This is a genomic window from Anaerospora hongkongensis (assembly GCF_004339805.1).
Lineage (GTDB): Bacteria > Bacillota > Negativicutes > Sporomusales > DSM-15969 > Anaerospora > Anaerospora hongkongensis.
The window spans coordinates 1-14,112 of sequence record NZ_SLUI01000022.1 but is presented as its reverse complement, the minus strand read 5'-3'; the positions used below and the strand labels follow the sequence as shown (position 1 = coordinate 14,112).

Sequence of the window (14,112 nt, the reverse complement as noted above, 5' to 3'; positions counted from 1 at the left end):
GAGCCAAATGGCTGTGAAACGCCGTATGTGGCTTATAGTGGGCTCTGTTGCAGCCGGACTGCTGCTCCTGCTTGCCCTCTCGCATTTGTTGCCGCTGCAGTTTCTCTCGATCCAGCCTAAGCCGGAACAGCAGCCGCAAAAAGTTTACGATTACTATATTATTCTCGATGAAGTAAGCGGCGTAGACTTAATGTATGTTCCCCTTATTGTCAGCGTTGGCGACGAAGTAATAACGGAAGAAAACAAGCGGTATACCATCATTAGGGTAGAAGAAAACCGGGCTTATGCCCGGTTTGTAGAAGATGTGAACCTGGATGAATATAAAAAGAAGCTAAAGCAATGAGGTCGGACTTTATACATGACGGTCTAAGAGTGCCTGTTCCCGCACTCTCTTTAGGCCGTCTTTAATTGTTTTTGCCCGTACTTCGCCAATACCTTCCACCTCATCCAAATCAGCTATAGAAGCATTATAAATTCTGTGCAATGTTTTAAAATGAGCAACTAGGTTTTCTGTGATCATCATTGGCAACCGGGGAATTTTCCGCAAAATACGATAGCCTCTGGGAACAACGGGAACATCAACGGCACTGGCTGTAACCCCATAGCCTAGCAGACGGCAAACCGTTATCGTTTCAAGAGCTTCCTCCGGCAAGGCTGCCAGCTGCTCGCGAACGGCCTCTTGTGCTTTTGTATCTGCACTAACACAATAATCTTTGATTAGCAGCATCTCTTCATCTTCTTCTGCCATCAGCTCTTCCATTTGCATGTTGACCAAACGGCCCTCATTGCCTAATTCAATTATATTTCTCTCAATTTCACGGGCAATTCGGTTCACCTGTTCAGCACGAATGAGAACCGCTGCAATATCATTCAACGTAGCAAGATCCTCAAACTCGAGAGCACTTAGGGTCCGTAAGCCGCGGGTAAGCACCTGGCGATATTTTTCCAGGGTTTGCAAGGCCTGATTCGCTCTATTTAAAATGACTGCCAGGTCTTTTAATGTATACTTCAGATTACCTAAATATACGGTAATGACATTGCGTCGCTGGGAAATAGCAATAACAAGTGCCCCTGTTGCTCTAGCGGTCCTCTCGGCAGTTCGGTGACGGGTACCTGTTTCTGAGGTTTCAATCCCGGCATCCGGAACCAATTGAGCATTTGCATATAAGATTCGCTTGGCATCATTAGACAGGACCAATGCTCCATCCATCTTTGCCAATTCATAGAATCCGGCTGGCGTAAGCTCACAATTTAAAACAAAACCGCCGTCAACAACTTTCATAATCGCATCACTGTCACCGACAACGATTAATGCCCCCATTTTGGCACGCAGAACATTTTCCAGTCCCTCGCGCAGCATCGTTCCAGGAGCCAGGGTTTTAATCGTTTTAATAAAACGTGCATCCCAAAAACGTTCATCTCTAATTTTTGTCATACGAATACCGCCTCCATGGCTTCCGTGACATCACGTACTCCCACAATTTCCAGCCCTTGCTGCTTTGTCTTAAGTCCCGGCACATTACCTGCAGGAATAACAAACCGTTTAAAGCCTAGTGTGGCAGCTTCACTAATCCTGATGTCAACCCGGGAAACCATTCGTACCTCACCCGTTAAGCCGACTTCTCCCATCACAACAGTTTGACTGTTAACCGCTGCATTGCGAAAGCTGGAGGCTATAGCTAAAGCCACAGCAAGATCGGCTGCCGGTTCATCTATCTTAATACCGCCGACCGCATTAACGTAAGCGTCTTGATTCGCCAAAGATAATCCAACCCGTTTTTCCAAAACAGCCATCAATAAGATTAGCCGATTGTAATCAAATCCTGCCGCCATCCGGCGGGGCATCCCAAAAACCGTTGTACTGACTAACGCCTGCAATTCGATTAACAGCGGTCTTACTCCCTCAAGGCAGGCTAATACAACCGAGCCAGGCATGTCATGAGTACGTTCCGCCAGTAACAGCACCGATGGATTAACTACCTCCTTCAGGCCGTCTTCTTCCATGGAAAAAATACCACTATCATTAGTGGATCCAAACCGGTTTTTCATAGCACGTAAAACCCGAAAGGCATAATTGCGTTCCCCTTCAAAGTACAGCACCACATCTACCATGTGTTCAAGCAGTCGCGGACCGGCAATATTACCTTCCTTGGTCACATGACCAATGATTGCTACCGGTACATCCGTCTCCTTGGCAAAACGCAGCAGCTTGCCGGTAGCCTCCCTAACCTGGCCTACACTGCCCGGTGCTGAGGGAATTTCAGCATTAAACATCGTCTGTATCGAATCAATAATCACTAGTGCAGGCTTCATAGCATTAGCCGCGACCGCAATTTCATCCAGATTTGTTTCTGTCATAATGAATAAATGATTGCTTAAACTGCCTAACCGCTCTGCCCGCATGCGGGTTTGAACGGCCGACTCCTCCCCTGATACATAAAGCACTGGGCCGTATCGTTCACTGACTCCTGCTGCAACTTGCAGCAATAAAGTTGATTTGCCAATACCAGGATCTCCCCCGATCAGCATGAGTGCTCCCGGTACAATCCCGCCCCCCAATACACGGTCGAATTCACATACGCCGGTTATCCGTCTTCCTACGGCAGTAGTATCAACTTGCGTAATTGGCTTTGGTTTACTGCCCTGCACAAAACGAATGCGGTTATCCGCCTTCGCGGCTGTCATTTCTTCGACCATCGTATTCCAGGCTCCGCAACCGGGACAGCGCCCCAGCCACTTTAGAGACTCTGCGCCGCATTCGGTACAGCAAAACTTTATTTTTGCTTTGGACAAAGTTGATTCTCACCTGCCTAATCTAAAAGAGCACTCTACATAACAGTAGAGTGCTCTTTTTCGTGATAGTTATTGCTTTTTCCTGCTATTTATTCTTTTTTCCCAAAAGTTAGTTTACCGGTTTCATCCGCATCGACTTTAACTGTTTCACCGGCAGCCGCCTCACGGCGAAGCATAAGTTCAGCTATCGGATCTTCCACTAATTTTTGAATAGAGCGGCGCAAGGGACGTGCCCCATATTGGAAATCGTAGCCTTCTCTTACCAGCTCGTTTTTAGCCTTTTCCGTTACTACCAAAGCGAAGCCGGCATCTTGCAGCCGTTTTGCCAAATCAGCCAGCATAATTGTTACAATTTCATTTAAGTCGGCTGCCGTCAAACTGCTAAACACAATCATTTCGTCTACACGATTGAGAAATTCAGGCCGGAACTGACGTTTTACTTCTTCAAGTACGCGATTTTTTGCTGCGTCCTGATCATTTTGCGCATTAGAGCCGGCCAAGAAGCCTAATGAGGCGCTGTCTTTTTTCAAATGCTGGGCACCAACATTTGAGGTCATGATAATTACGGTATTCTTAAAATCAACCGTATGCCCCTGGGCATCTGTTAAACGCCCGTCTTCCAATACTTGCAGTAAAATATTAAATACATCGTAGTGAGCTTTCTCAATTTCGTCCAGCAAAATAACCGAATACGGTTTCCGGCGCACGGCATCGGTTAACTGACCGCCTTCATCATACCCTACATATCCGGGAGGAGCACCAACCAGGCGGGATACGGTATGTTTCTCCATGTATTCCGACATATCCAGTCTAATCATGGCTTCTTCATCACCAAACATCGCTTCTGCTAATGCGCGAGCCAGTTCTGTCTTACCAACACCGGTCGGCCCCAGGAAGATAAACGAACCAATCGGACGTTTGGGATCTTTCAGGCCTGCCCGTGCCCGGCGCACTGCTCTGGCTACGGCAGCAACTGCATCATGCTGGCCTACTACTCTTTTATGCAGTACTTCTTCCAGCTTCAACAATCTCGCTGATTCCTCTTCGGCCAGTTTTTTCACCGGAATTCCCGTCCAGCTGGCTACAACATGTGCAATATCATCACCTGTTACAACAACCCGTTTGCTTTCCGGCTGCTTCCATTCATTCTGCTTCGCTTCCAGCTGGGAACGCAACCTTTGTTCTTCATCCCGCAGTTTTGCTGCCTGCTCAAATTCCTGTCCATTAATAGCTGCTTCTTTTTCAGCCCGCACTTGTTCCAGTTTCTTTTCTGTTTCTTTGAGGTCAGGCGGCAGGGAAAACGCCTGCAGGCGTACCCGTGATGCCGCTTCATCCATTAGATCAATTGCCTTATCCGGTAAAAATCGGTCCGATATATAGCGACTTGACAGCTTAACTGCATTCTCGATAGCATCATCTGTTATCTGTGCTTTATGAAATGCCTCATAGCGATCCCTGAGGCCCTGCAAAATTTTAATAGCATCCTCTTCAGACGGTTCGCCTACCTGAATGGTCTGGAAACGTCTTTCCAGGGCAGTATCTTTTTCAATATGCTTCTTGTATTCATTTAACGTGGTTGCACCAATACATTGCAGCTCACCTCTTGCCAAAACCGGTTTTAAGATGTTGGCAGCATCCATAGCACCTTCAGCCGCACCTGCGCCAATCAATGTGTGCAGCTCATCAATAAATAATACGATATTACCGGCCTGGCGAATCTCATCCATAACCTTCTTTAAGCGTTCTTCAAACTCACCCCGGTATTTGGAACCGGCAATAATAGATGCCATATTCAGGGATACTACGCGTTTGTCCCGCAATGTCTCCGGCACCATCCCGTCAATAATGCGCTGTGCCAGGCCTTCGGCAATTGCAGTCTTACCTACGCCGGGCTCACCGATCAGTACCGGATTGTTTTTTGTACGGCGGCTCAATATTTGGATGACCCGCTCAATTTCTCCATCACGGCCAATGACAGGATCAATCTTTCCTTCTTTCGCCAGCTTATTTAAGTCCCGTCCATATTCATTCAGGGACGGAGTTTCTACATTGCCTTTGGACTGCTGGCTGCTGGCCTGTGATCCGGTTCCGGACATGGCCATGCCCCCCAACAATTCAATTACCTTCTGACGAACGACCGCAATATCTGCGCCTAGCCGCACCAGTACTTGAGCGGCTACTCCCTCACCTTCGCGAATAAGTCCCAGCAATAAGTGTTCAGTACCAATATAACTGTGGCCTAGCCGCTGTGCTTCTTCAAAAGCGAGCTGAATAACTTTTTTAGAACGGGGTGTATAGTTAATTTGTTCTACCTGATCGTCTCCCCGGCCTATCATCATTTCAACCTGATTGCGAACCATTTCCAGATTGATATTTAAAGACGCCAGCGCCTTTGCCGCTACTCCCTCCCCCTCGTGAATCAAGCCTAGCAGCAAATGCTCGGTGCCAAGATAATCATGTCCTAACCTAAGCGCCTCCTGTTGGGCAAGCACCAGTACCTTCTTCGCGCGTTCTGTAAATTTATCAAGCATCCTTATTCCCTCCTTTGAAGTTCATCAACTTTTCTCTAATAACCTGAGCACGCAAGGTGTCTCGTTCTGCCGGATGGATATCCGCTATCCCAGCAAATTTTTGCAAGAAGTTAGGCCGGCTTATAACTAATAACTCATTAAAAATGGTAGGTGGCGCCTCGTCAATTAAGTTCAAATCAATTCCTAATCGTACTTCGCTTAATAAAGCAAGTGCTTCCTGTCCGGAAATACTGCGGGCATAACGGAGTACTCCGTACGCACGCCAGACTCTGTCCGCCAGCATATCTTTCGAATCTCTCAGCAGAGCCTCTCTGGCTGCCCGCTCCTGTCCCACCACTTGCCTGACAACAGCTTGCAGGTTAGAAGCAATTTCCTGTTCATTCTGGCCTAATGTGAGCTGATTGGAAATCTGAAAAATATTACCTACAGCCTCCGACCCTTCGCCATAGAGTCCGCGCACGGTCAGCCCGATCTGTGTAGCCGCTCCGATAATCCGATTGATTTGTTTTGTTAGAACAAGCGCCGGCAAGTGAATCATTACCGAAGCACGCAGTCCCGTTCCCACATTAGTCGGACATGCGGTTAAATAGCCCACTTGCTCATGGAAAGCAAAGGAATGGCGGGATTCCAGTATATCATCAACTTCATTCGCCAAAGCCAATGTTTCTGGTAAATTTAAGCCTGGCAGCAAACACTGCACTCTAAGATGATCCTCTTCATTTACCAAAATTGCCACACCTGCATCATCACGCACGATAAGCGCCCGGTTTACCGGTTCCTGAACATGGCTTGGGCTGATAATATGTTTTTCGACAAGGACATTTCGTTCTAATGGTTCCAGCTTTTCCATATCGATAAACAGATAAGAATGGTTATCCTGATTACTTAAATCTGTAACAGATTTGCGGAGTTCAGTCACTACATTGGCCAAAACGTCATCACTGGCCCGATTGGGAAAAGGGGTTTGATCAAAATTTCGGGCCAATCGAATACGACTGGATAAAACAATATCACTCTCCGGTCCTTCCCCTTTCATCCAGCCGCTAAGCGGCTCATCCAAAAGTTGTTCGATTGTCATATCTTCCCCTCCTCGCTGACCGAACTTAGCAGTTCTTTCTCCAATCCGCGAATTTCATCCCGGATTTTAGCGGCATCTTCATATTTTTCCTGCACAATGTGCCGCTCCAAATCATACCGTAATTTTTTTATGCGCTGTTTCAATTCTAATGTTGCGCCTGTTCGGCGGGGCAGCTTTCCTGTATGCGTACTTACACCATGAATACGGCGCAGCAGCGGTTCAACGTGATCGCCGAAAGTACTGTAGCAGGCACTGCAGCCAAATTTTCCCGTACGGCTGAAATCATGATAGGTCATACCACAATTAGCACAGGCTTTACCACTTTTAGCGGGAATATTTTCCGCTGCCCCTGAATAAAACATATTTTTCAAAAAATCATGTACCGAAAACTTCGAATCAAGTGAAAAAGCAATATCTCCATAAGCCTGCGCACATTGATTGCACAAATGCTTATCAATCTTTTGGTTATTGGTAATCTGTGTTATATGCACAGAGGCCGGCCTTTTCTGACAATCATCACATAACATAGCAAACCGCTCCTTTACTTATTCATTTGCCGCATTCACTTGCCGCAACAATCTTTGAACAGCATCTACCCGTTCATAAGGAGACAGATACTCATATATAATGGAGAAAGATTCCATTAGCAATACTGACTCCCGGCCAGTTAGCAAACCATTGTCCCGCAGGTGAATCAGCATGCCCCTAAGATCAGTTAAAGATATGTCGGCATCAACTTGCTTTGCCGCATCTTCAAAGATAATAGTGTGGAGAGGCACACGCGCTATGCGCACAAATCCTCCTAAACCCCGCCTGGACTCAACAATAAAACCTCTTGCTATGGAAAAACGGGTATTCAAAACATAGCTAATCTGCGACGGTGCGCAGGCAAGCTCATCGGCGAGTTCATTGCGCCTTAGAATGACAATATCACCTTTTTGTCCCGCCAGCTTGCGTAAAATAAAACGTTCAATTTCATCCGCCAAATTACTCATATGTTGTCACCACACTTTTGCCCTTTTGCTTATTTGACTTTATTTGACCTTTTGCCTTTATTATATTTGACCTTTTGACTAATTGCAATAGTCCTTACAAACTTTTTCTGCTATTTCTATTATTGCCATCCTGTGAGCAAAATTACGAATTGGAAAACGAAAAAAAGCGGAGAGAAGGCCTTCTCTCCGCTTAGTGTATTGCTATTGCTATCGCTATTGCACTTCAACAACTAAATATTTCAGGTAATGAGTTTCTGCCGCTGCCGGCAGGATGGGATGATCTTTAGCCTGTGTACGGTAATCGACCTCTCTGATAACTCTTCTGGCATCTTTGGCTGCATCGACTACAATTGCTCGGAATAGCTCCCTGTCCATATGAAATGAGCAGGAGCAGGTAACAAGAAAGCCCCCTGGGCGGACCAGCTTCAAGCCTCGCAGATTAATCTCCTTATAGCCTCTGGCTGCACCTTCCAGGGAAGAACGGCTCTTTGTAAAGGCAGGGGGATCTAGAATGACGACATCATACTGTCTTTTCTCTTCTGTTTGCGCCCGCAATACATCAAAAGCATTACCTACTGAAAAGCTGCATATATCACTTACCCCATTTAATTCGGCATTCTTTTGAGCAACTTCAATAGCAAGATCCGAAATATCAAGAGCGGTTACACTTTTGGCGCCATACTTGGCCGCATGAACTGCAAATGAGCCGGTATGACAAAAGCAGTCCAGTACATGTGCACCGGCAACAAACTGCTTCAGCACCTGCCTGTTTTCTCTCTGATCATAGAAAAAGCCGGTTTTTTGCCCATTTTCAATATCCGCATAAAAAGGAAAGTCGTTTTCTTTAACCTGTATGAGCGTAGGAAAATTTCCTTTTAGATATCCTTTACGCATGTCTAATCCCTCTAATTTACGAACAGGCACATCATTGCGTTCGTAAATTCCGGCAGGGTGGAACATTTCGTCCAAAATAGAAACGATTGTCTCTTTGTGAACATCAATTCCTAATGCCAGAGTTTGGATGACAATATAGTCACCAAATTTGTCGACAATCAACGCAGGCAGAAAATCGGCCTCCCCAAATACGAGCCGACAGTATTCTGGTTCGCTCACAAACCGCTGGCGGTATTTCCACGCTGCGGTAATGCGTTTTTGAAAGAAGTTCCGATCTATCGGCTCCTGCTCTCGCGTCATTATCCTTACGATAATCTGCGAGCGGGGATTAATGTACCCTCTGCCAATAAACCGGCCCCGGTGATTGCATACATCAACAATACTACCTGGCTGAAAGTCCCCTTCAATGCGATCCACTTCACTTTGATACATCCAGGGATGTCCACTCTCAATACGATGCTGAGCTCCTTTGCGAATATAGACAGTAGCTGTCGCTTCCATTATAGCGCCTCATTTCATCTACATTTTACTTATCATTACAATTAGCATAGGCAGCGCCATATGAAGCATGTGATACGGGTTTTACCACGTCTTCAAAGACTGCTCTGCTATTATACTTTATCCAGCACCTTCTGTCCAAATTCTTTACCAAAAGCGAAACATTTTTCCAGCTCTTGTGCATTGGCCGTCCATTTAACAGTGAGTCCAGCCTTATCCACGTCAACCCCTGCTGCCGCCAATAATTCTTCCATAGCGCCTTGTGCACCGCCTGCCCAGCCATAGGCACCAAAAGCTGCGCCAATTTTATTTGCCGGCCGCAGGCCTTTCATATACAGCAACATAGCGCCTACGGTCGGCATCATGCCATTATTCAACGTTGACGAACCTATTAAAATCCCTTTAGCCTCCAACAGATCCCACATTACTTCACTGCGGTCTGCTCCTGAAAGGCGATATAATTTCCCCTGCACTCCGGCAGCAGCAAGCCCGTCTAAAATGCGGCGCGCCATTTTTTCTGTAGCGCCCCACATACTGTCATAGGCGACAATTACCTTATTAGAAGCTGCCCCTTTGCTCCATTGCTCATATTTGGCAAGAATGGCCTCAATATGGCTGCGCCATACCACACCATGGCTTGGCGCGATCATTTTGATGGGATAACGGCCGGCCTTTTCCAGTGCTTTTGGAACCAGCCTGTTAAAAGGCATCAGGATATTCGCATAATACTTCGCGGCCTCATACAGCACTTCATTAAGGTTATTCTCATCATCAAACCGGTGCGTACTGCTATAATGCTGACCAAATGCATCATTAGAAAAGAGAATTTGCTCACCATCTAAGTAGCATGCCATCGAATCAGGCCAGTGCAGCATTGGAAGCGGTATAAAATGCAGTTTATTGCGTCCTAATTCGAGGAAATCCCCTTCTTTTACTACCTGATAATTCGCTTGACGCTGATAATATTTCATTACACCTTCGGCGCCTTTGTCAGTAATTACGACGGTAGCTTTCGGCGCCCGGTCTAAAATAGCCGGCAAGGCACTGGAATGATCAGGTTCAATATGGTTGGTAACGATGTAGTCAATGCAGGCCGGATCAATAATTTGCGAAATTCTTTCCATAAGTTCTTCCGCAAAGGGTGCTTTTACAGTATCGACTAGGCAAACTTTTTCATCAACAATTAAAAAGGCATTATAGGTAACACCTCTAGGTGTAGTATATCCGTGAAAATCGCGAACATTCCAATCCACTGCTCCAACAGAATATACACCTTTTGCTAGCTCAATTTTGTTCATTTGTTTTCTCTCCTTATCTTAATCTCACAAAAATGATGATAATATACAAATTGCTGTTCAGCCAAATACAAGCTATGCCATAACTGCTATATAAAAATTGTACACGTAACGTCATATTCCTTCCTGCTTGTTACGCCACACTGATTTTGTTCATTAAAAATACTACAGGCATGTAATAATCCTTGTCCAAATAAATCTTTACAATTTTCTCACATCACTTTATAATGAAAAGTTGTAATATGCATATAATATATGGCGTAATACTGCTTCTATAGCTGTGAAACTCACGTTTTTCCATACAATCCTTTGTTTAATGGAAAAGCATACGCCTCACTGTTGAAAATTCGAATATTAAGAAGGGGCGCTGTGTGATGAAATTAACCGGAAAACATCTACTTGTCGACATGTATGGCTGCAGTTTTAAAACTTTGGCTGATATCGCACTGATTAAAGAAGCAATGCTAACTGCAATATCTGATGCCAATATGACTCTCCTCCATTTTTCCTATCAGCAGACTGATTCCCAAGGCCTAGCGGCCTGCGCCCTATTAGCAGAAAGTCATATGAGCATTCATACCTATCCCACTTTAGGCTATGCCGCTATTGATGTATTTACATGTTCCGACCACAGCCGTCCTGATAAGGCTGTCGCTGCACTCAAGACTTATTTAAAGCCGGAGAAAGTAAAAGCTACCACGATAAAGCGCGGTGATTTTGGTTCTGAGAAAGATATGAAACCTAAAATCAAAGTAAGTATTGCACCCTTGCGTCGTGTTAAAAATACAGGTGCAAAAGTTTTAAAATTATTGTCACGCAACCAGTAAAAAGACAGCTGCTAGCCCACTAGCAGCTGTCTTTTCTATTTACCCGGCAATGACGTTTTTCCTGAATTTATCTGGTATAATTGTACTACGGTAACATACTAAATAAATTGGGGGATATTTTGCTATGAACGCAGATAATGGTAACTTTGAACGTAAAATTGCTTACCAAATGAAACGCTTTACACACTTTCTCCACTTATTTTTCTGCTTGGCTCTCATTATAACAGTGCTAATGACTTTAGTTATCTGCTTTACGGACTTTTATTCCATCTTTACTACCGGCAATGTAAGCACAGGAACCATCCATGCTTTAGGTGCACTGCTCATCTTATGGACACTTTCTGAGCTGTTAAATTCGGAAATACGCCATTTAAAAGGCGAGCCGATTAGAGTAACGCTGTTTATTGAAGTAGCCATTGCCGCAATGGTGCGAAAGCTGCTAATTCTTAGCTCAGAAGGCATATCATTGCAAGATGGAAGTATGTATTTAGCAAGTTTATTAGTTTTAGGGCTTGTTTATTGGCTTTTACAACCAAGGATGCAGCATCGCTAAAGTAAATTTTTATATTGACAAATCCCCCCATCTGGATAATAATAATCCATAGATAATAATTTGATATATCTGGAGGGATTAAGGAATGAGTACTACTGACAAAAACTTAAGTGCTGCCTTTGCAGGTGAATCGCAAGCAAACCGTAAATACCTGGCCTTTGCTAAACAAGCTGAGCTTGAAGGTCATGCCCAGATTGCAAAACTTTTCCGTGCTACTGCCGAGGCTGAGACGATTCATGCCTTTGCAGAATTAAAAGCCAAAGGTGGTATTAAGTCCACTGCAGAAAATCTAAAGGAAGCCATTTCAGGCGAAACTTATGAGTTCAGTGAAATGTATCCACCTTTTATTGATGAGGCAAAAGCGGAAGGTAATGCAGCTGCTGCCCGGATATTCCACCTGGCAAATGAAGCAGAAAAAGTACACGCTAACCTGTATGCGAAAGCACTGGAGCAGTTAACATCCCACGAAGAATATGACATTTACTTATGTCCGGTTTGCGGCCACATTGCCGAAAAACACACTCCCGAAACCTGTCCAATCTGTGGTGCTAAAGCTAGTGCCTACAAAAAAATTGACTAAGCAGGCTTAGATTAAACGGAAGCAATTTCTGCTTCCGTTTTTTATTTTACCAATTATACATTATTTGTTAATTAAATCGTCAGATAAGTGTTAATATTCATTTTATAGTGTTATAATAAAATTAATCGTTCTCTAAATTTATCTTTCCTAAGGAGGGATTAAACGACAACATAGGCTATATATTTAAAAGATGGGAGCTGGTTCCTAAAGACTGCAGTATGCGTACCGTCTCCAACAGTTGCATCTTTAATTGAAAAGTTTGGGAGGGAAATTCGTGAAACAATATCAAAAACTCTTACTCGGATTTGTTTTAGGTGTTGTTATTGGTCTGATTGGTTACTATTACGTACCCCAAAAATCTTTTCCCTTTATGAAGTCGTTTACTGATATTTGTACTTTAACAGGTGCAGTATTCCTCCGAATGATTTTTATGGTTGTCGTTCCCCTGCTGGTATCCGCCCTCATCCTTGGTGTATTTGAACTTGGAAAAGGCCGTGGCCTGGGAGCTGTAGCGAAAAGATCTATGGCATTTACACTGATATTAAGTTTCTTGGCTGTAATTATCGCTGTTACATTGACTAATGTGATGCAGCCCGGTGTTGGCTTAACCTTTGATAAAGAGGCCCTTGCCTCTAATCAGGGTGTGCTATCCATTCAGAAAAATGTGCAAGCGGCAAAAGATAAACCCTGGTATCAGTACTTTATCGATTTGATTCCACAAAATCCGATTGATTCTGCCGCCAGAGCCTTCGGGGGAGAAATCATCGCGCTCATGGTTTTTGCATTAATGTTTGGCTATGCCCTCAGCATGATCGTCGAAGATGAAGATAATCCATTCATAAAAATGCTTGATACCATTTTTAAGGCTTCTCTCAAAATTATTGAATGGGCTATGATGTTAGCTCCTTATGGTATTTTTGCCATTGTTTTTAATACAACATACCGATTAGGTGCCGGTTTCCTGCAGAACGTTGCCTATTTTGCCGGTGTTGTCGTATTAGGACTTTTAATTCAACAATTCGTTGTCTATGCTTTCTGTTTAAAGGTCTTTGCCAAAACCAATCCTTGGCAATTCTTTAAGAAATGCCAGGAAGTATATGTATACGCCTTTTCGACGGCCTCTTCTAATGCAACATTACCAATAGCTTTAGATACAGCAGAAAACGTCTTAAAGATGCCTGCAAAGATTTCCCGGTTTGTACTAACCTGCGGAGCCTCTGCCAATCAAAATGGAACCGCTCTTTTCGAAGGTGTTGTGGTTTTATTCCTAGCGCAAGTTTATGGTATTAACCTTTCAATTGAGAATCAGCTGGTTGTCGTACTGATGGCTGTCTTAGCTGGAGTAGGTACGGCTGGCGTACCAGGCGGGTCGCTGCCGCTTATTGCTATCCTCTGCGTACAAGTAGGAGTACCACCTGAAGGCATGGGCTTAATCCTGGGTGTAGACCGCTTCCTTGATATGTGCAGAACAACGTTGAACGTTTCCGGAGATTTGGTAATCGCCAAGCTCGTCAGTGAAACTGTACCGGCTGAAATATCCGGCGATACCCATTCCAATATCAGCGCGTAATATTCCCGATAATAATGATAAGAGGGCTGCCTAATTAAGGCAGCCCTCTTATCATTTAATTGCGCTCATTATTTATTGCACATAAAGAAGCAGCCATTACGCCGACCAACGCACCGCCCCAGGCCGCAAGGGGAAGCCAGTACCATTCCACCATAGCAGTCACCATCCCTACCCGTGATAGTAAATCATATGTTGTGGACAAGAAAAAATACCTGCGCGAGCTCCTAGTACTCACTATTATCTATCTTCAACCTGCCTCTAAATCCAATACTCTCTAATAAGATTCTGCTATATACACTCTATTGCTGACGAGGCAGGGGGAGTGTCGTTGCATGAGCGTAGGTTAAGCGACAGCGTCGGAGCGTTGCAATGACTCTTCCCCTGCTGGGCTTTTCAGAGACAGACAAAACAAAAAAGCACTCACATTCGTAAGTGCTTTTTGCTAATCAGCGACTCCCTATCCTCCCAGGCCGTTTCCAGCCAAGTACTTTCGGCGTA

14 protein-coding genes are annotated in these 14,112 nt (G+C 44.6%); 5 read left to right on the top strand and 9 right to left on the bottom strand.

Annotation, left to right across the window (positions count from 1 at the left end):
• Nucleotides 1–7 precede the first annotated feature (7 nt).
• Nucleotides 8–343, top strand: a complete 336-nt coding sequence (locus EV210_RS21255; protein ID WP_132083438.1) for a stage II sporulation protein P — start codon at nucleotides 8–10, stop codon at nucleotides 341–343.
• Between the two features lie 9 nt (nucleotides 344–352).
• Here EV210_RS21255 and disA read toward each other — a convergent pair whose 3' ends face one another.
• From disA to EV210_RS21215, 8 genes are all read right to left on the bottom strand, one after another.
• A complete protein-coding gene (gene disA, locus EV210_RS21250) occupies nucleotides 353–1,435 on the bottom strand; it encodes a DNA integrity scanning diadenylate cyclase DisA (protein WP_132083436.1) in 1,083 nt (360 codons plus the stop codon).
• Nucleotides 1,432–2,793, bottom strand: coding sequence for a DNA repair protein RadA (gene radA, locus EV210_RS21245; protein WP_132083434.1), 1,362 nt, complete (start codon nucleotides 2,791–2,793; stop codon nucleotides 1,432–1,434). Before radA ends, disA begins: the two co-directional genes overlap by 4 nt.
• Nucleotides 2,794–2,882: 89 nt before the next feature.
• Complete coding sequence (locus EV210_RS21240) at nucleotides 2,883–5,324, bottom strand: ATP-dependent Clp protease ATP-binding subunit (protein WP_132083432.1); 2,442 nt, start codon at nucleotides 5,322–5,324, stop codon at nucleotides 2,883–2,885.
• Nucleotides 5,317–6,402, bottom strand: coding sequence for a protein arginine kinase (locus EV210_RS21235; RefSeq protein WP_132083430.1), 1,086 nt, complete (start codon nucleotides 6,400–6,402; stop codon nucleotides 5,317–5,319). Before EV210_RS21235 ends, EV210_RS21240 begins: the two co-directional genes overlap by 8 nt.
• A complete protein-coding gene (locus EV210_RS21230; RefSeq protein ID WP_132083428.1) occupies nucleotides 6,399–6,929 on the bottom strand; it encodes a UvrB/UvrC motif-containing protein in 531 nt (176 codons plus the stop codon). Before EV210_RS21230 ends, EV210_RS21235 begins: the two co-directional genes overlap by 4 nt.
• A gap of 18 nt (nucleotides 6,930–6,947) precedes the next feature.
• A complete protein-coding gene (locus EV210_RS21225; RefSeq protein ID WP_132083426.1) occupies nucleotides 6,948–7,397 on the bottom strand; it encodes a CtsR family transcriptional regulator in 450 nt (149 codons plus the stop codon).
• A 213-nt stretch (nucleotides 7,398–7,610) separates the two neighbouring features.
• Nucleotides 7,611–8,792 (bottom strand): class I SAM-dependent rRNA methyltransferase, encoded by a 1,182-nt coding sequence (locus tag EV210_RS21220; protein ID WP_132083424.1) that lies wholly within the window; start codon nucleotides 8,790–8,792, stop codon nucleotides 7,611–7,613.
• A gap of 110 nt (nucleotides 8,793–8,902) precedes the next feature.
• Nucleotides 8,903–10,087, bottom strand: a complete 1,185-nt coding sequence (locus EV210_RS21215) for an FprA family A-type flavoprotein (protein WP_132083422.1) — start codon at nucleotides 10,085–10,087, stop codon at nucleotides 8,903–8,905.
• A 371-nt stretch (nucleotides 10,088–10,458) separates the two neighbouring features.
• On the opposite strand from EV210_RS21215, the gene speD reads away from it, so the two are divergent.
• The 4 genes from speD to EV210_RS21195 all read left to right on the top strand — a co-directional run bounded on the left by speD (nucleotide 10,459) and on the right by EV210_RS21195 (nucleotide 13,614).
• A complete protein-coding gene (gene speD, locus EV210_RS21210) occupies nucleotides 10,459–10,911 on the top strand; it encodes an adenosylmethionine decarboxylase (protein WP_132083477.1) in 453 nt (150 codons plus the stop codon).
• 124 nt (nucleotides 10,912–11,035) lie between these two features.
• Nucleotides 11,036–11,464 (top strand): phosphate-starvation-inducible PsiE family protein, encoded by a 429-nt coding sequence (locus EV210_RS21205; RefSeq protein ID WP_132083420.1) that lies wholly within the window; start codon nucleotides 11,036–11,038, stop codon nucleotides 11,462–11,464.
• 85 nt (nucleotides 11,465–11,549) lie between these two features.
• Nucleotides 11,550–12,044: a rubrerythrin family protein gene (locus tag EV210_RS21200; protein ID WP_132083418.1), complete on the top strand. Its 495-nt coding sequence runs from the start codon at nucleotides 11,550–11,552 to the stop codon at nucleotides 12,042–12,044.
• Nucleotides 12,045–12,318: 274 nt separating this feature from the next.
• Complete coding sequence (locus tag EV210_RS21195; RefSeq protein WP_132083416.1) at nucleotides 12,319–13,614, top strand: dicarboxylate/amino acid:cation symporter; 1,296 nt, start codon at nucleotides 12,319–12,321, stop codon at nucleotides 13,612–13,614.
• A 55-nt stretch (nucleotides 13,615–13,669) separates the two neighbouring features.
• Here the strand turns inward: EV210_RS21195 and EV210_RS22800 are convergent, their stop codons facing one another.
• Complete coding sequence (locus tag EV210_RS22800; protein WP_165898990.1) at nucleotides 13,670–13,816, bottom strand: hypothetical protein; 147 nt, start codon at nucleotides 13,814–13,816, stop codon at nucleotides 13,670–13,672.
• Nucleotides 13,817–14,112: the final 296 nt, after the last annotated feature.

Bases quoted from the DNA above. Each gene is read 5' to 3' on its own strand.
- EV210_RS21255 (WP_132083438.1), top strand. From the start codon at position 8: ATGGCTGTGAAACGCCGTATGTGGCTTATAGTGGGCTCTGTTGCAGCC.
- disA (WP_132083436.1), bottom strand. From the start codon at position 1,435: ATGACAAAAATTAGAGATGAACGTTTTTGGGATGCACGTTTTATTAAA.
- EV210_RS21240 (WP_132083432.1), bottom strand. From the start codon at position 5,324: ATGCTTGATAAATTTACAGAACGCGCGAAGAAGGTACTGGTGCTTGCC.
- EV210_RS21235 (WP_132083430.1), bottom strand. From the start codon at position 6,402: ATGACAATCGAACAACTTTTGGATGAGCCGCTTAGCGGCTGGATGAAA.
- EV210_RS21230 (WP_132083428.1), bottom strand. From the start codon at position 6,929: ATGTTATGTGATGATTGTCAGAAAAGGCCGGCCTCTGTGCATATAACA.
- EV210_RS21225 (WP_132083426.1), bottom strand. From the start codon at position 7,397: ATGAGTAATTTGGCGGATGAAATTGAACGTTTTATTTTACGCAAGCTG.
- EV210_RS21220 (WP_132083424.1), bottom strand. From the start codon at position 8,792: ATGGAAGCGACAGCTACTGTCTATATTCGCAAAGGAGCTCAGCATCGT.
- EV210_RS21215 (WP_132083422.1), bottom strand. From the start codon at position 10,087: ATGAACAAAATTGAGCTAGCAAAAGGTGTATATTCTGTTGGAGCAGTG.
- speD (WP_132083477.1), top strand. From the start codon at position 10,459: ATGAAATTAACCGGAAAACATCTACTTGTCGACATGTATGGCTGCAGT.
- EV210_RS21205 (WP_132083420.1), top strand. From the start codon at position 11,036: ATGAACGCAGATAATGGTAACTTTGAACGTAAAATTGCTTACCAAATG.
- EV210_RS21200 (WP_132083418.1), top strand. From the start codon at position 11,550: ATGAGTACTACTGACAAAAACTTAAGTGCTGCCTTTGCAGGTGAATCG.